General features: G+C 66.0%; 18 protein-coding genes. 7 read left to right on the forward strand and 11 right to left on the reverse strand.

Going from position 1 to position 16510, the window contains the following annotated elements:
* The coding region (locus tag ACEN88_RS09415) for an NAD(P)-dependent oxidoreductase (RefSeq protein ID WP_413339037.1) at positions 1 to 272 on the forward strand (272 nt) is incomplete at its 5' end.
* A 1-nt stretch (position 273) separates the two neighbouring features.
* Here the strand turns inward: ACEN88_RS09415 and ACEN88_RS09420 are convergent.
* The 5 genes from ACEN88_RS09420 to pgi form a co-directional block, all read right to left on the reverse strand.
* Complete coding sequence (locus tag ACEN88_RS09420) at positions 274 to 846, reverse strand: YdeI/OmpD-associated family protein (protein ID WP_413339039.1); 573 nt, start codon at positions 844 to 846, stop codon at positions 274 to 276.
* Positions 847 to 856: 10 nt separating this feature from the next.
* Positions 857 to 1711, reverse strand: a complete 855-nt coding sequence (locus ACEN88_RS09425) for an SIS domain-containing protein (protein WP_056136401.1) — start codon at positions 1709 to 1711, stop codon at positions 857 to 859.
* A gap of 9 nt (positions 1712 to 1720) precedes the next feature.
* Positions 1721 to 3190 (reverse strand): glucose-6-phosphate dehydrogenase, encoded by a 1470-nt coding sequence (gene zwf / locus ACEN88_RS09430; protein WP_413339041.1) that lies wholly within the window; start codon positions 3188 to 3190, stop codon positions 1721 to 1723.
* A gap of 87 nt (positions 3191 to 3277) precedes the next feature.
* The gene (locus tag ACEN88_RS09435; protein WP_413339043.1) at positions 3278 to 4174 is read right to left on the reverse strand and encodes an SMP-30/gluconolactonase/LRE family protein; all 897 of its coding nucleotides are present in this window, start codon (positions 4172 to 4174) and stop codon (positions 3278 to 3280) included.
* 9 nt (positions 4175 to 4183) lie between these two features.
* Positions 4184 to 5824 (reverse strand): glucose-6-phosphate isomerase, encoded by a 1641-nt coding sequence (gene pgi / locus ACEN88_RS09440; RefSeq protein ID WP_413339045.1) that lies wholly within the window; start codon positions 5822 to 5824, stop codon positions 4184 to 4186.
* A gap of 189 nt (positions 5825 to 6013) precedes the next feature.
* Here pgi and edd point away from each other — a divergent pair, with 189 nt between their 5' ends.
* From edd to ACEN88_RS09460, 4 genes are all read left to right on the forward strand, one after another.
* Positions 6014 to 7930: a phosphogluconate dehydratase gene (gene edd / locus ACEN88_RS09445; protein WP_413339047.1), complete on the forward strand. Its 1917-nt coding sequence runs from the start codon at positions 6014 to 6016 to the stop codon at positions 7928 to 7930.
* A gap of 29 nt (positions 7931 to 7959) precedes the next feature.
* Positions 7960 to 8583, forward strand: coding sequence for a bifunctional 4-hydroxy-2-oxoglutarate aldolase/2-dehydro-3-deoxy-phosphogluconate aldolase (gene eda / locus ACEN88_RS09450; protein WP_413339066.1), 624 nt, complete (start codon positions 7960 to 7962; stop codon positions 8581 to 8583).
* 53 nt (positions 8584 to 8636) lie between these two features.
* Positions 8637 to 9155 (forward strand): Rhs element Vgr protein, encoded by a 519-nt coding sequence (locus ACEN88_RS09455; protein ID WP_413339049.1) that lies wholly within the window; start codon positions 8637 to 8639, stop codon positions 9153 to 9155.
* A gap of 70 nt (positions 9156 to 9225) precedes the next feature.
* On the forward strand, positions 9226 to 9711 hold the full coding sequence (locus tag ACEN88_RS09460; RefSeq protein ID WP_413339051.1) for a hypothetical protein: 486 nt from the start codon (positions 9226 to 9228) through the stop codon (positions 9709 to 9711).
* Positions 9712 to 9761: 50 nt separating this feature from the next.
* Here the strand turns inward: ACEN88_RS09460 and ACEN88_RS09465 are convergent, their stop codons facing one another.
* From ACEN88_RS09465 to ACEN88_RS09480, 4 genes are all read right to left on the reverse strand, one after another.
* Positions 9762 to 10787, reverse strand: a complete 1026-nt coding sequence (locus ACEN88_RS09465; RefSeq protein WP_413339053.1) for a flagellin — start codon at positions 10785 to 10787, stop codon at positions 9762 to 9764.
* Positions 10788 to 10853: 66 nt separating this feature from the next.
* The gene (locus tag ACEN88_RS09470) at positions 10854 to 11453 is read right to left on the reverse strand and encodes a gamma carbonic anhydrase family protein (protein WP_413339054.1); all 600 of its coding nucleotides are present in this window, start codon (positions 11451 to 11453) and stop codon (positions 10854 to 10856) included.
* A 25-nt stretch (positions 11454 to 11478) separates the two neighbouring features.
* Positions 11479 to 11844: a VOC family protein gene (locus tag ACEN88_RS09475; RefSeq protein WP_413339056.1), complete on the reverse strand. Its 366-nt coding sequence runs from the start codon at positions 11842 to 11844 to the stop codon at positions 11479 to 11481.
* Between the two features lie 28 nt (positions 11845 to 11872).
* On the reverse strand, positions 11873 to 13387 hold the full coding sequence (locus tag ACEN88_RS09480) for a chlorophyllase/cutinase-like alpha/beta fold protein (RefSeq protein ID WP_413339058.1): 1515 nt from the start codon (positions 13385 to 13387) through the stop codon (positions 11873 to 11875).
* 115 nt (positions 13388 to 13502) lie between these two features.
* Here ACEN88_RS09480 and rpiA point away from each other — a divergent pair, with 115 nt between their 5' ends.
* Entirely contained in the window at positions 13503 to 14180 is a 678-nt protein-coding gene (gene rpiA / locus ACEN88_RS09485) for a ribose-5-phosphate isomerase RpiA (RefSeq protein WP_413339060.1), read from the forward strand.
* 2 nt (positions 14181 to 14182) lie between these two features.
* Positions 14183 to 14509 (forward strand): hypothetical protein, encoded by a 327-nt coding sequence (locus ACEN88_RS09490; RefSeq protein WP_413339062.1) that lies wholly within the window; start codon positions 14183 to 14185, stop codon positions 14507 to 14509.
* 30 nt (positions 14510 to 14539) lie between these two features.
* Here ACEN88_RS09490 and ACEN88_RS09495 read toward each other — a convergent pair whose 3' ends face one another.
* The gene (locus ACEN88_RS09495) at positions 14540 to 14812 is read right to left on the reverse strand and encodes an oxidative damage protection protein (protein ID WP_029756863.1); all 273 of its coding nucleotides are present in this window, start codon (positions 14810 to 14812) and stop codon (positions 14540 to 14542) included.
* A 201-nt stretch (positions 14813 to 15013) separates the two neighbouring features.
* Positions 15014 to 16327, reverse strand: coding sequence for an amino-acid N-acetyltransferase (gene argA / locus ACEN88_RS09500; protein ID WP_413339064.1), 1314 nt, complete (start codon positions 16325 to 16327; stop codon positions 15014 to 15016).
* Positions 16328 to 16510 lie beyond the last annotated feature (183 nt).

The raw sequence follows: 16510 nt of genomic DNA on the forward strand, positions 1-16510 counted from the left end.
CCGATTTCCCCGCCGCGTACAAGGATGAGGCGACGAAGGGCGCCGATTTCCTGGATGCGCTGCGCGGCGTGAACGACCTCGATTGGACCTTCATCTCGCCGTCCGCGCTGTTCGTGCCGGGCGAGCGTACCGGTAAATTCCGCCTCGCCAAGGACGAGCTGCTGGTGAGCGAGAAGGGCAGCACGATCTCGTACGAAGACTACGCCGTCGCGCTGGCCGACGAGATCGAGAAGCCGGCGCATGTGCGCGAGCGGTTCACGGTCGGCTACTGATTTATTTCCACACGTCGAGCCGCCGGCCTTCGGCACACGCCGCGATGAGCCGGTCGAGCCGTGCGGCGCGCGTCTCCGGCTTCTTCGCGCTCGTCACGACGTGGATCATGCGCTTGCGGGCACCGGGCGGGCACGCTTCGAAAAACGCCCACGCGGCCTTGTGGCGCCGGAAGCGGGCGAGGTCCTCGGGCGCCAGTTCGGCGGGCGTCTCGCGCTCGTGCGAATACACGCGCGAGCGGTCTTCCGAACGTTGCGCGAACGCCGCTTCGCCGGCCGGCGTCATGAGGCCCAGTGCGCGCAGTTTCGTCACCTTGTCGATGTTCACCGCGCTCCAGATCGACCCGGTTTTACGCGGTGTGAAGCGGATCGTGTAGGTGGCGTCGTCGACGCGCTTGCGCACGCCGTCGATCCAGCCGTAGCACAGCGCCTGGTCCACCGATTCGGACCAGGTCATGCACGGCGTGCCCGTGCCGACCTTGTGGAAGCCCACGAGCAGTTCTTTCGCGTCGTGGGCGTGGGCCGCGAGCCAGGCGCGGAAGTCTTCTGCTCTCTCGAAGAAGACGGGGGAAGACATGAGATGAACGTCAGCCGATGAAGGAGTCGAACTGCAGGTCGAATTCCTGCAGCGCCTTCTGCGCGTTCTGCATCTTCTTGCGGAACTCCGGACCGCGCTGCAGCGCGAGGCCGACCGCGAGCACGTCGATCACGACGAGGTAAGCGAGGCGCGCCGAGATCGGCGTGTACGGATCGGTCGCGAACACGAGGTCGATCGGGATCAGCAGGCTCGCCATGTCCGCGAGCGGCGTGCCGGACGGCGCCAGCACGATCACTTCGGCGCCGCCGCGGCGCGCCAGTTTCGCGGAGCGCGTCAGCGACGGGTTGTTGCCGCGCTGGGAGATCGCGACGAGCGCGTCGCCCTCGCGCAGCAGCGCGGCCGCGATGGCGTGGATCGCCGGGTCGGTGTACGCGACGGTCGGCACGCCCGAGCGAAAGAATTTATGCTGCGCGTCGGCCGCGACGAAGCCCGACGTGCCCTGGCCGTAGAACTCGATCTTGTTGGCGCGCGACAGGATGTCGAGCGCCTTCTGGATCAGTTCCGGTTTCAGGTTGTTGCGCAGGTCGAGCAGGGTGTTGATCGAGCGGCTGCAGATCTTGTTGACGAGGTCCGCGGCCAGGTCGTCCTGCGCCGGCTGCTCGCTGGCGCCGGGCAGCGCCAGCGCGAGGCCTTGCGCGAGCTTCAGCTTGAACTCGTGCCAGCCGTCGTAGCCGAGCGTGCGGCAGAAGCGCACGACCGTCGGCTCGGACACCTGCGCGCTGCGCGCCAGCGCCGTGATGTTCTGGCTCACGGTGGCGCTGGGCGCGGCCAGCACGGCGAGCGCCACCTTGCGCTCGGACTTGGACAGCGAGTCGAGCTGGGTACGGATCGAATCGAGCAGCACGGTAATTCCTCAGTCTTCCGGCAGCGCCTCTTCGCGCCACTGCAGGCCGTCGCGGCCGATCAGCGCGGACGACGAGGCGGGGCCCCACGTGCCGGACGTGTACGGGACCGGCGTCGTGTCGTCCTGCTCCCAGTATTCGAGGATCGGCTCGACCCATTCCCACGCGGCTTCCAGTTCGTCGCCGCGCATGAACAGGGTCAGCTGGCCGCGCAGGACGTCCAGCAACAGGCGCTCGTACGCTTCCATGCGCGGGGACTTGAACTGTTCGCGGAAATCGAGTTCGAGTTCGGCCTGCTTCAGGCGCATCGAATCGCCCGGTGTCTTGGCCATCAGGTTCATCGACAGGCCTTCGTCCGGCTGCAGGCGGATCACGAGGCTGTTCGGCTGGAAGCTCGACGTCGGCTGGTTGAAGATCGAATGGGGAATAGGCTTGAAGCGCACGACGATTTCCGCGAGGCGGTCGGCCATGCGCTTGCCGGTGCGCAGGTAGAACGGTACGCCGGCCCAGCGCCACGTGTCGATCTCGGCCTTCATCGCGACGAAGGTTTCCGTTTTGGATTGCTTGGGCGCGCCCGGTTCGTCGCGGTAGCCCGGCACGGCCTGGCCGTCGACATAACCCGAGCGGTATTGGCCGCGCACGATGTTCTGCGACAGCGTCGTCGGCGTGAAGCGCTTCAGCGAGCGCAGCACCTGCAGCTTGGCGTCGCGCACGGCGTCCGATGCGATCGACGTCGGCGGCTCCATCGCGACGATACACAGCAGCTGCAGCAGGTGGTTCTGCAGCATGTCGCGCAGCGCGCCCGAGTTGTCGTAATAGCCCAGGCGGTTGCCCACGCCGATCTTTTCCGCGATGGTGATCTGCACGTCGGAAATCCACTCGCGGCGCCACAGCGGCTCGAACAGGATGTTACCGAAGCGCAGGGCCAGCAGGTTCTGCACCGTTTCCTTGCCGAGGTAGTGGTCGATCCGGTAGATCTGCGATTCGGCGAACACCTTGCCGACGTCGGCGTTGATCTGCTTGGCCGATGCGAGGTCGCGGCCCAGCGGCTTTTCCAGCACGACGCGCGAATTCGCCGTGGCCAGGCCGACGGCGGCCAGGTTCTCGCAGATCGTCGCGAACAGTTGCGGCGGCGTCGCGAGGTAGTACACGCGCGTGAGCGAAGAATCCTTGCGCAGCGCTTCCGCCAGCGCCGCATAAGTCGCCACGTTGCCCGCGTCGACGGCAACGTAGGTGATGCGGTCCAGGAACGTCTGCCATGCGCCGGCGTCGACGTTTTCCTTCACGTGCGTTTTCGCATTGGTTTCCACCATCTCGATGAACGCTTCCTGCGACATCTCGTCACGGCCGACGCAGATGATGCGCGCCGTCGCGGGCAGGTCGTTGCACACGTCACGGGCATACATCGCCGGCAGCAGCTTGCGCATCGCGAGGTCGCCGCTGCCGCCGAAGAAAACGAGATCGAAATCGGAAAGTGCCATGGTGTCTGTCGAGGAGTGAAATGCTGTAAATTTACTACACGAATATGGATAGTGCAAGAAAATTTACTACGAAAACCAACGCGAACATCAACCGCGATACTCGGCTTGTTCGATCCCCGGTACGTCCACCGTGAACGCCAGCACCTTGCCGCTGTGCGGATACTTCGCCAGCTCGTCGTTCGAGCGGCCCTTGCTGGCGCTGGTGACGAACAGCGTGCGCAGATCGGGTCCGCCGAACGCGACGGACGTCGGGCAGCGCACCGGCAGCTCGATTTCCTGCAGCAGCTCACCGGTCGGCGACAGCTTGACGATGCGGCCGCCTTCGAACATCGCGGACCAGTAATTGCCTTCGCTATCCACCGCCGCGCCGTCCGGACGGCCGCCGTAGTCGGCCGCCTTCTTGTCGTCGGAGAAGGTGACGAGATTGCGGCGGTTCGATGCCGTGCCCGTCTTGACGTCGTAGTCGTACGCGTCGACGCGGTGGCTCGTCGTGTCCGAGTGGTACATCGTCTTGCCGTCCGGGCTGAACGACAGGCCGTTCGAGTTCGTCATGCCGCCGGCCCAGGCCAGGCGCAGCTCGCCCTTGTCCAGCACGTACATCTCGGCCTTCTGCTGGTCGCGCGGCTCGTACATCGTGCCGACCCAGAAGCGGCCCGCCGGGTCCGTGCGGCCGTCGTTGAAGCGGACGATGGACGTGTCGTACGGTGCCGGCACGATATCGTCGATGTCGCCCGTCGTCGTGTTCAGGTAGACGAAGCCGGCGCGCGTGGCCAGCACGAGGTTGTTGTCCAGGTCGACGGCGATGGCGGACGGCTCGGTGTCCGTGTTCCAGCGCGAGTACTTGCCGCTCGACGGATGCAGGCGGTGCACCGACTTGCCGTCGATGTCGACCCAGTACAGCGCGGATTCGACCGCATGCCAGACGGCCGATTCGCCGACCAGCATCCGTTCGTCATGCACGATGTGGAATTTTTCGGTCTTCATGGCACCTCCTCAGACGGCCGCCCTGGCGCGGGCGATCAGGCCGTTGGTCGAACCGTCGTGCTGCGCCGGTTGCGCCTCGCCGTTCAGCTCCGCCTCGATCTTCTTGGCGAGCACCTTGCCCAGTTCCACGCCCCACTGGTCGTAGCTGTTCACGTCCCAGATCGCGCCCTGCACGAACACCTTGTGCTCGTACAGCGCGATCAGCGCGCCCAGCGTGGCCGGCGTCAGGTACTCCATCAGGATCGTGTTGCTCGGACGGTTGCCCGGGAAGGTCTTGTGCGGCACGAGGCGTTCGATCTCGGCGGCGTCTTGTCCGGCGAGATCCTGGCGCACCTCGTCCGCCGTCTTGCCCTTCATGAAAGCTTCCGACTGCGCGAAGCAGTTCGCGAGCAGCGCGGCGTGGTGGTTCTGGAATTCGTGCGCGGGACGCAGCGCGGCGATGAAGTCCATCGGCGTGACGTCCGTGCCCTGGTGCAGCAGCTGGAAATACGCGTGCTGGCCGTTCGTGCCGACGTCGCCCCAGATCACCGGGCCGGTTGCGTAGTCGGTGATGGTGTCGCCGGCGCGCGTGACGCGCTTGCCGTTGCTTTCCATGTCGAGCTGCTGCAGGTAGGCGGGGAAGCGGTTCAGGTCCTGGTGGTACGGCGCGATCGACACCGACGGGCAGCCGAGGAATTCGCGGTTCCAGAAGCCGACCAGGGCCAGGATCATCGGCAAATTCTGCTCGATGGGCGCGGTGCGGAAGTGCTCGTCCAGCGCGTGCGCGCCCGCGAGGAAGTCGGCGAAATAGCCGTAGCCGACGCACAGCGCGACCGGCAGGCCGATCGCCGACCAGACCGAATAGCGGCCGCCGACCCAGTCCCAGAACGGGAACATGTTGTCCGGGTCGATGCCGAACTTCTTGATGGCTTCGACATTGGTCGACACGGCGACGAAGTGCCTGGCGAGCGCCTCTTCCGATGCGTGCTTGAGGAACCAGCTGCGCGCCGTGTTCGCGTTCATCATCGTCTCGGCCGTCGTGAACGTCTTCGACGCGATGATGAACAGCGTCGTTTCCGGATTCACGCGCGCCAGCGCGGCGTCCATGTCGTGGCCGTCGACGTTGGAGACGAAGTGCATCGTCAGGCGCGGATGGGCGAACTGGCGCAGCGCCAGGCAGACCATCTTCGGACCGAGGTCGGAGCCGCCGATGCCGATGTTGACGATGTCCGTGATTTCCTTGCCCGTGTGGCCCAGCCACGAACCGTTGCGCACGGCGTCGCTGAACGTCTTGACGCGGGCCAGGACGTCGTGCACGTCGGCCGTGATGTCCTGGCCGTCCACCGTGATCTGCTTGTCCTTCGGCGCGCGCAGGGCGGTGTGCAGCACGGCGCGTTGTTCGGTCAGGTTGATCTTGTCGCCGGCGAACATCGCGTCGCGCAGCTGCTCGACGCCGCGCTCGCGCGCCAGGTTTGCCAGCAGTGCAAGCGTGCGCCCGTCCAAACGGTTTTTTGAATAGTCTAGGAACAGCCCGGCGGCTTCCGCCGAGAGGCGCTCGAAGCGCTGCGGGTCTTGCGCGAACAGGTCGCGCATCTGCCATTGCCGGGCGTCCTGGGCGTGGGTCTGGAGGGCCTGGTAACTGGTGGTGCTGGTCAGGGGTGGTTGGCGCATGGTGATGGACGGTATGATGTCATTTTGTGCAGGTTAGCGAATCATACAGGAAGCAGGCGTAAATTCACTACAAAAAATCGCCGCTCAGCGTGAGTCTCCCGTGTTCACCTTCCTTTGCTCATTGATTGGTGGGCAGGAATCCGCATTTCGTAGTAAAATTTCAGAAATCTAATTCACAAGGAACAGATCATGGCGCTGCACCCCGTAGTAGAACAGGTCACCAACCGGATCATCAAGCGTAGCCGGCCCTCGCGCCAGGCGTATCTCGCGCATCTCGACGCCGCGCGCGTCAAGGGCGTGCAGCGCAGCGTGCTGGCGTGCACGAACCTGGCACACGGGTTTGCCGCCTTCCCGGCCAACGACAAGCTCAAGCTGCGCGAGGCCAAGCAGCCGTCGGTGGCGATCGTTTCCTCGTACAACGACATGCTGTCGGCGCACCAGCCGTTCGAAGCCTACCCGAAGGTCATCAAGGACGCCGTGCGTGAAGTCGGCGCCGTGGCGCAGTTCGCCGGCGGCGTGCCCGCCATGTGCGACGGCGTCACGCAGGGCCAGCCGGGCATGGAACTGTCGCTGTTCTCGCGCGACACCATCGCCATGTCGACCGCCATCGCGTTGTCGCACAATATGTTCGACGCCAGCCTGTACCTGGGCATCTGCGACAAGATCGTGCCGGGCCTGCTGATCGGCGCGCTGCACTTCGGCCACATCCCGGGCATCTTCGTGCCGGGCGGCCCGATGGCGACCGGTATCTCGAACAAGGAAAAGGCCGCCGTGCGCCAGCGCTACGCGAAGGGCGAGGCCACGCGCGAAGAACTGCTGGAAGGCGAGGCCAAGGCCTACCACAGCGCCGGTACGTGTACCTTCTACGGTACCGCTAACAGCAACCAGATGCTGATGGAGATGATGGGCCTGCACCTCCCGGGCGCCGCCTTCGTCCATCCGGACACCCCGCTGCGCGAGGCGCTGACCCGCGCCGCGGCCCAGCATGCGGTCAAGATCTCGCAGCAGGGCGGCGAGTACATGCCGATCGGCCACATCGTCGACGAGAAGTGCATCGTCAACGCCATCGCCGCGCTGCACGCGACGGGCGGCTCCACGAACCACACGCTGCACCTCGTCGCGATCGCGCGCGCGGCCGGCATCATCATCGACTGGAACGACTTCGACGAGCTGTCGAAAGTGGTGCCGCTGCTGACGCGCGTGTACCCGAACGGCGACGCCGACGTGAACTACTTCCAGGCCGCCGGCGGCCCGACCTTCGTCATCCGCGAACTGCTGGACGCCGGCCTCGTGCACGACGACGTCAACACCATCCTCGGCCGCGGCCTGCGCAACCACTGCAAGGAACCGTTCCTGGACGGCGACAAGGTCGTGTGGCGCGACCTGCCGGAACAGAGCGGCGACGAGTCCGTGCTGCGCAAGCATACGAACCCGTTCAGCGACAACGGCGGCCTGATCCTCGTGCAGGGCAACCTGGGCCGCGCCGTGATGAAGATCTCGGCGGTCAAGAAGGATCACCACATCGTCGAGGCGCCCGCGCTGACGTTCGATTCGCAGGAAGATTTCATGCACGCCTACAAGGCCGGCAAGCTGAACCGCGACTTCGTTGCCGTGCTGCGCTTCCAGGGCCCGCGCGCCAACGGCATGCCGGAACTGCACGCGCTGACGCCGGCACTGGCCAACCTGCAGGACTCCGGCTTCCACGTCGCGCTGGTGACGGACGGCCGCATGTCGGGCGCATCCGGTAAAGTCCCGGCCGCGATCCACGTGTCGCCGGAAATCCTGGCTGGCGGCCCGCTGGGCCTCGTGCGCGACGGCGACATCATCCGCGTCGACGCCACGCAGGGCACGCTGGAAGCCCTGGTGCCGGCCGACGTGTGGGCATCGCGCAAGATGGCGACCGCGGACCTGAGCTCCAGCCACATCGGCATGGGCCGCGAACTGTTCGACGTGTTCCGCAAATCGGTCAGCGCGGCCGAGGAGGGCGCCGCCCACTTCCCGCTGCCGTCGCCGATCGACACGACCGTGCCCCTGCACGAAGGCACCGACAGCGGCGAGATCATGCCCGGTTCGGACGAAGATTTCCTGTTCCGCAAATCCAAATAAGCAAAGTGAGCGCAACGATGAGTAACGAAATGACCCTGCTGGACATCATGAAATCCGCCGTCGTGATCCCCGTGATCGCGATCGACGACCCGGACCATGCGGTCCCCCTCGCCAAGGCGCTGGTCGCCGGCGGCATCCGCGTGCTCGAAGTCACGCTGCGCACCAGGCACGGCCTGGAGGCGATCCGCGCGATGGCCCAGGTGGAAGGCGCGATCGTCGGCGTCGGCACGCTGACGCAGCCGGAAGAATTCGCCGCGTCGCGCGATGCGGGCGCCGTGTTCGGCGTGTCGCCGGGCCTGACGCCGTCGCTGATCGAGGCAGCGAAGAAGAGCGGCCTGCCGCTGCTGCCGGGCTGCATGACCCCGTCCGAAGTGATGGTGGCGCGCGAAGCCGGCTTCAAGCAGCTGAAACTGTTCCCGGCCGTGCCGGCGGGCGGCGTCGGCATGCTGAAGGGTATCGGCGGTCCGCTGCCGGACGTGACCTTCTGCCCGACGGGCGGCATCTCGATCGAGACGGCGCCGCAATTCCTCGCGCTGAAGAACGTCGCTTGCGTGGGCGGCTCCTGGCTGACCCCGGCGGACGCCATGAAGGCCGGCGACTGGGGCCTGATCACCGAGCTGGCGAAAGCCGCATCCGCACTGAAAGCGGCCTGAACCGGAATATGCGGCGGCGCCTGGTCCGGGGCCTGACCCCGGCCGAAATACGCATGGCGTCGCTGCTGTTCGGCGGCGCCATCGATGCGTCGCGCGTGCGCGTGCACGGGCGCCGCTACCTGCCGCTGGTGCAGCCGAAAAACTGCGCCATGACGCCCAACGGCAGCATGTATTTCCACCCCTCCTGTTTCCTGCCCGATTATGGCGCGGGCGATCCGCACACGATCCACTGGTTCATGCACGAGATGGTGCACGTGTGGCAGCACCAGCTGGGCTACCCGGTCCGGTTGCGCGGCGCCTTCCGCATCGGCCTGTCGTACCGTTACGAACTGCGTCCGGGTGCGCGCCTGTCCGACTACAACATGGAAGCCCAGGGCGACTTGCTCGCGGATTATTTTGCGCTGAAATACATGCGCAACCCGCGCATCATGCGCCAGCGCCGCTATGCGCACCAGATCGACTTGTACGAACAGGTGCTGGCCCGCTTCCTCGCCGACCCGCGCGACCCGTACAACCTGCCGCGCGGCAGCGCACGCCGCTTCGCGCGGATGGTAGCGTCTGTCTCCGCCTGAGCTTGCGTAGCCTCAAAATTTAACGGTGCTGCCGTCGTAGGCTTTCGCCTTGCGCTCCGTCGAGGTCATCATGTCCGTCCCTTATCGCATCCCCATGCTGCTGTGTGCCTGGTGCCTGGCCGCGCCGGCGTGCGCCCGCGTCGGTGCGGCCGAGGTGCGCGAAGGCCCGCGTGGCGGCCCGTGCTTCACCATCACCCCGCGCGAGGAACGCCTGGGCACGCCGGAATTCCGGTCGATCGTCGTGTGGGAGGGGACACGCCCGGTGTGGAAGATGACGATGCCGAAGGAGCGCACGTTCCCCCTCACGTTCGGCATGTGCGTGCCGTACGGTGGCAAGGTGGCGTCGCTGCCGCGCACGACGCCCGCGCCGCTGGCGCCGGGGCGGATCTACAGCCTGCGCATCGAGGCGCAGCCGGGCAAGGGCAGCTCCGCGTCCAGCTACGAGGCCAGGTTCTGCCTTGCGCGCCAGCATGACGGCAGTGCGGTCGTGCACCAGATCTGGAATGGCGACAGGGAAGGGCCGCGCATGTACGGGTGTTTGCCGCCGGGCGATTGACGCCGTCGTCGGCGGCCGGCGTCTTGCGGCGTCGGCTGGTACGGGCGCCGCTACTGCAGCAGCGCCATCACCATCGAGGCCAGGCTGTTGGTCTGCTTCAGCATGGCCGTGCTGGACTGCATGAGCATCTGGTTCGCCGTCATGGCCGACGACTCCGTCGCGACATCGACGTCCATGATGCGGCCGGTGGCGGCCTGCGTATTGGTCGAGACGTTCGCCAGGTTGTTGTAGACGTGGTCCAGGCGGTTCGCGACCGCGCCCAGTCCGGACCGCAGCGCCGACACGGCGTCGAGGGCGTCGCCCAGCTTGCCGATCGTCGCGGCGGGATCGGCGAACAGCGTCATCGTGCCATGGACCGTGATCGTGCCGCCGAAACCGTCGGGGACATTCGTCGTCGTGGGGATCACGATGTCGGCGAGGGTGTGGCCCGGCGTTGTGTTGGTGGTCGAGCTGTCGCCCGCGAAACGGGTGACGATGGTAACCACTGTATTCCCGCTGCCGTCGAGCGAGGTGATGTCACTGGTCGTCGCGGTCTGCAGCAGGAGGTCGACGTTGTGCAGTTGCGGCGAGAAATCGGCATGCATCGTTTCCGCACTGTCCGCGCCGATCTGGAACGAGAGGCCCGCCGTATCGCCGAGTTTTCCGCCCGTCGTCGCGGAGGTGTTCAGCAGCGTGGTGCCGCCGAAGCCAGTGTTGCTGAAGATGTTCGACAGTTCGTCCGTCAGTGAATCGTATTCCGCCTGCAGGGCGTCCCTGTCGGCGCTCGACGACGAGGTATCGCCGGCCTGGGTCGCCAGGTCCTTCATGCGGATGAGGATGTCGTTGACTTCGTTCAGTGCCCCGTCGGCGGTTTGCAGCAGCGAGATCGAATTCTGCGTGTTGCGCATGGCCACGGTCATGCCGCTGCTTTGCGCCTTCAGGCGCGTGGCGATCTGCAGGCCGGCGGCGTCGTCCTGCGCCGAATTGACGCGGTAGCCGGTCGACAGGCGCGTCATCGACGTCGACAGCCAGGCCTGGGTGCGGCCCATGACCTTCAGTGCCGACAGCGATGCGAAATTGGTGTGAAGACTCAGCATTTATGGAACAGTCAATGACCTCCTGTTAATAGGGCGACCGGATTCCGCTTCGTATTAAATATTGAATCAATATTTTTTCGATTTTGCAGTTTTCGACGTTTCTGCTTCAGAGGCGGCGGGCGCACGGTTCTCAGTGTATCCGTTCAGGTAATTGTCCTTGATGCGCACATAATGCTCGGCCGAATAGCGCAGGTACGCGATCTCGGCCTCGGACAGCGCCCGCACCTTGACGACGGGCCGGCCCATGTACAGGAAGCCGCTTTCCAGCGTCCTGTTCGGCGGGACGAGACTGCCGGCGCCGACCATGACGCGATCCTCGACGACCACGTCGTCCATCACGATGGTGCCCATGCCGATGAGGCATTCGTTCCCGATGCGGCAGCCGTGCAGGATGACGGCGTGGCCGATGGTGACGTAGTCGCCGATGACGAGCGGCGAGCCGTCCGGCCTGGCGGGCGTCTTGTGGGACACGTGGCCCATCGTCAGGTCCTGGACGTTGGTGCAGCGGCCGATCACGATGTCGTTGACGTCGCCGCGCAGCACGGCGTTGCACCAGATCGAGCTGTCCGCGCCGAGGCGGACGCTGCCGATGACCTGGGCCGAGGCGTGCACGTAGACGCGCTCGGCAAGCTGCGGAGAGGTGTCGAGGTAGTTCGAGAGCGGCATGATGAAGTCTTTTAACGGTGGGTGATCAGGCTGGCGGTTCCCACAGCTCGACCTTGTTGCCTTCGGGATCGATGACCCAGCCGAACTTGCCGTATTCGCCGTCGTCCGTCCTGTCGAGCACATTGCAGCCTTCGTCGCGCAGGGCCTGCAGCAGGGCGGCGAGGTTGTCGACGCGATAGTTGATCATGAACGGGGCCCGGCCCGGCGCGAACTGGTCGCTGTCCGCAGGGAACACGGACCAGGCGGTGGTGCCCTTGGGGTCGGTCCAGTCGAACGCGGCGCCGCTCCACGGCTGGACGTCGATGCCCAGGTGGCGCTGGTACCAGGCGCCGAGCGCGGCCGGGTCTTGCGCCTGGAAGAAGATGCCGCCGATGCCGGTCACGCGTTTCATGTCAGTCTCCGCCGTCGTCAAAGAATGATTACTGCGCCCCCAGCGCCCCCAGCCGTTCGCGCGCATGCGCCTGCCCCGGCTCCAGCGCCAGCGCCTGCCGGTAATTCGCGATGGCGGCGTCGCGCTCGCCGGCCGCCTCGTATGCCTGGCCGAGGCCGTCGTAGAGGAAGTCGAAGCGTTCCGGATACAGTTTGACGCCCAGCCGGAACACGTGCATGGCATCCGCGGCGCGCCGCTCGCGCAGCAGCTTCATGCCCCAGTCGTGGGCTTGCAGCGGGTCGAGGGCGAGGTCGGGATTCTGTGCGTGCAGGCGGTCGTAGATGGCGGCGATGTGCTCGAAGCCCTGCTGGCCCAGTTGCTCGAGGAACGTGTCCAGCGTCGGCGGCGCGCCGGTGGCGCGGCGTACCGCGAACGAGACGAAGCCGGCCGGCGGACGGTTCGCGGCGACGGCGTCGTCCAGTTGGCGGCGGGCCGGGGCATCGTTGCGCAGGCGGGCGTCGAGGAAGCGTTCCACCATGCGCGCCATCGCGCCGTAGGCCTGGGCCGATTGCGCGCGCGTGCGCTGGCCGAAGGCGGCGTCCGGCGCCATGCGCAGCGACCACGACGAGAAATCCATGTGGCTCGCCGCGTCCAGCGTGGCGAGATACACGTCGGCGTACCGCATGCGCCCCAGCAGTTCGGAGCCGATCGCGCCTTCGTCCTGCAGGCGCGTCATGTACAGCAGCGGGATGCCCAGGCGTTCCGGCGTGACGTAGCCCGCGGCGCGCGGGCCGCCGCTTACGTAGTCGTACGCGGCGCGCAGCGAGCCGTCCAGCGTGACGAGCGCGCGGATGCGGTCGTCGCGGGCCGCGGCCAGCACGCTTGCCAGGCTGCCCCAGCTGTGGCCGACGACGGCGATGCGGTTCGTATCCGCCTGCGCCAGCGTCTGGACGTAGCCGACGAGGAAGCCGATGTCGTCCGCCTGCGCTTCGGCGCCCTCCAGGCTCGCGGTCATCCTGTGCGAGCGCGGGCCCAGCGACGGCGTCGCGATCACGATGTAGCCGTGGCTCGCGAGGTATTCGCACAGGTCGGTGTTCTCGATGGCGTAGGCACTGTGGCCCGGCGCGTAGATCACGACGGGGAATTTACCGGGGCGCTCGGGCGCGTCCCGAAGGGCGCGCACGGGGCTGGCCAGGTCGCGCTGGACCTGCGGGGTGCGCGTTTCGACGAGCGCGTCGGTGGCGCGGCGCACCTGGTCCGGCATGCGGCTGAATTCCTCTTCCGTTGCCACCGTCGTCACGTAGTCGCGGTAGGTCAGCGCACCGCCCGTGCCGATGGCTGGATACCAGATCAGCGTCTGCAGCGGCCGCGACCGGTCGCCGCTCGTCGCCTGCGCCGTGACGGGACTGCGCGGATGCTGGTAGACGCGCGCCCGGTCGTACTGCTGGCGGACGTGGAAGCCGACGCGGTACGGGCCGGGCGGGGTGGACGGCGTGAAGTCGGCGGCCGTCGCGGTGGGCGCGAGGACGAAGGCGAGCAGCAGGGTGGTCAGTGTCCGGAGCATGGGTCGTCGGCGGTGTTTCTTTGGTTGCAAGATTATATGCTGAATTGGCATGATATTTGGCGCGACATGTGAATCCGTTAAAATGTCGGATTCTTCTTCACCTCCTTCCAACATCATGACTCAGGACGAACTCAAGCAGGCAGTGGCGCGCGCCGCCATCGAATACGTGGTCGACGGCGAAATCATCGGCGTCGGCACCGGCTCCACCGCCAACTTCTTCATCGACGAACTCGGCAAGATCAAGTCGCGCATCAAGGGCGCGGTGGCGTCGTCGGAAGCGACGGCGACGCGCCTGCGCGGCCACGGCATCGAGGTGTTCGACCTGAACGACGTCGAATCGATCTCCGTCTACGTCGACGGCGCCGACGAGATCAACGCCACCGGCGCCATGATCAAGGGCGGCGGCGCGGCATTGACGCGCGAAAAGATCGTCGCCTCCGTATCGGGCAGGTTCGTGTGCATCGCCGACGGCTCCAAGCTGGTCGAAACGCTCGGACAATTCCCGCTGCCGGTCGAGGTGGTGCCGATGGCCGCGAACGCCGTCAGCCGCAAACTGACCGAGATGAAAGGCCAGCCGCGCCTGCGCACCAAGCCGGGCAGCACGGACGCGTTCGTCACCGACAACGGCGGCTACATCCTGGACGTGGCCGGCCTCTCCATCACGGATGCGGTGGCGCTGGAATCGGAGATCAACCAGATCGTCGGCGTGATCGCCGTCGGCCTGTTCGCCCGCCGCGGCGCCGACGTCTGCCTGCTGGGCACGGGCGAAGGCGTCAAGAAGCTGACGTTCTGAGCATGAACCGCCTGGCGCTCGTTTGCGCGGCCGTCGCGTTGTTGGGCGGCTGCTCCATGTTCCACAGGCAGATGCCGGCCGCACCAGCCGCACCTGTGGCTGCGGCCGATACCGCGCCGGCCATCGAGACGATTCCGTTCCGCATGGGCGTGTCGTCGGCGACCGTCGAGAAGATGGCGAAGCAGCAAGGGTGTGCGGGCGGGCAGGGTGCCGGGCTCATCACGGAGCCGGGGCCTGTCGAGGTCTATCGCATGCGCTGCGAGGACGGGCAAATGCGCGGGAAAGTGTTCATGGCGCGGTGTGAGCTGCGCCAGTGCAAACAGATGTAGGGTGGGCGGAGGGCCGCCCACCCTACAGAATCAGGCCGTCGGCGGTACGTAGCCGGCAGCCTCGTCGGCACCTTCGCCGAAGAAATGGCGTTCCATTTGCGTGGCCAGGTATTTGCGGGCGCGCGCGTCGGCCATGTTCAGGCGGTTTTCGTTGATGAGCATCGTCTGGTGCTTCAGCCAGCCATCCCAGGCTTCCTTCGACACGCTTTCATAAATGCGCTTGCCCAGTTCGCCCGGGTACGGCGGGAAGGCCAGGCCTTCGGCTTCCTTGTTCAGTTTGATGCAGTGGACGGTGCGGGCCATGTTCTTGCTCCTGGTTCGGTATCGGAAAACGTGATTATAAGGCCAGGTTGGAAAAGCTACAGACGTTGACTTCGTCATTCCCGCGAAAGCGGGAATCCACGCTGAGGCTCAAGATTCGGTAATTCGGAGGCGATGCGAAGTGTCCAAGAGCTCGACTTTGGATCTTCAGCATGGGTCCCCGCTTTCGCGGGGACGACGGTTTTACAGCTGCTTGATCAGGATTTGCGACCTGCGTTGCCAGTTGTACATATGCGCCCGATCCTTGGGCAGGTCGTCGACGGTCGCCGGCACGAACCCGCGCTTCTTGAACCAGTGCGACGTGCGCGTGGTCAGCACGAACAGCTTGGACATGCCGGCCGCGCGGGCGCGGTTTTCCATGTGTTTTAGAATGCGCTCGCCGTCGCCCTGGGTCTGCGCGTCCTGGCTCACCGTCAGGCAGGCCATTTCCGCCATCTTCGATTCCGGGAACGGGTAGAGCGCGGCGCAGCCGAAGATGACGCCGTCGTGCTCGATCACGGAGAATTGTTCGATTTCGCGTTCGATCAGCTCGCGCGGACGCTTGACCAGCGTGCCGTCCGCTTCGAGCGGCTCGATGAGCTTGATAATTCCGCCGACGTCCTCAATTGTGGCCTGGCGCAGGCTCTCCAGGTTGTCGTGCGTGATCATCGTGCCCACGCCGTCGTGGGTGAACAGTTCCAGCAGCGCGGAGCCGTCCGTCGAGAACGGGACGATGTGGGCGCGGTCGACGCCGCTGTTGCACGCCTTGATCGCGTGCTGCAGGTAGAACGACGCGTCGTTCGGCAGGAAGCCCGCCTGCAGCACGGCTTCGGCCTGGTGCGACGACAGTTCGCGGATGTCGCCGCCGCCGGCGTCCTTCATCAGCGGCGTCTCCGTGATGAAGATGAGCTTTTCGGCATGCAGGGCGATGGCGGCGGATACCGCCACGTCTTCCATCGTCAGGTTGAACACCTCGCCGGTTGGCGAGAAGCCCAGCGGCGACAGCAGGACGATGTTGTCCTCGGTCTCCAGGATGGGCTGGATCTTGGCGGCGGCGACCTTGCGCGTCACGCCCGTCAGCTCGTGGTCGACGCCGTCGATCACGCCGAGCGGGCGCGCGGTGACGAAGTTGCCGGAAACGATGCTGATGTGCGCATTCGACATCGGCGTGTTGGGCAAGCCCTGGCTGAACGCGCCCTCGATGTCCAGGCGCAGTTCGCCGGCGGCTTCCTTGGCGCATTCCATCGCCGCGCTGTCGGTGACGCGCACGCCGTTGTGGAAGCGGCCCGCGACGTTACGCAGCGCGAGCTGTTCGGCGACCTGCGGCCGCGACCCGTGCACCAGCACGACGCGGATGCCGAGTCCGACCAGCAGTGACAGGTCCTGCGCCAGCACGGGCAGGGCGCCAGCCGACACCAGTTCACCGGGGAAAGCGACGACGAAGGTCTTGCCGCCGAATGCGTGAATATACGGCGCGACGGAGCGCAGCCACTGGACGAATTGGGTAGGGTTTTCCATTTGCCGCATTATAATTCGCTGCGCGACTTGCGCACCAAATCCTCGTAAAAATCAATGTCTGAACAGAGTAACAAGCCTGCGCCCAAGCCGGCGCGCGCCGCATCCCCCGACCGTTCCTCGCAACCGCCGCGCGGCGACGCCCGTCGCGGTCCGCGCCCTTGCGCGCCGGGCGCTCCTCGCGTG

Origin of the sequence: Massilia sp. CT11-108 (genome assembly GCF_047302915.1) — a bacterium.
Taxonomy (GTDB): Bacteria; Pseudomonadota; Gammaproteobacteria; order Burkholderiales; family Burkholderiaceae_D; genus Telluria; species Telluria orientalis.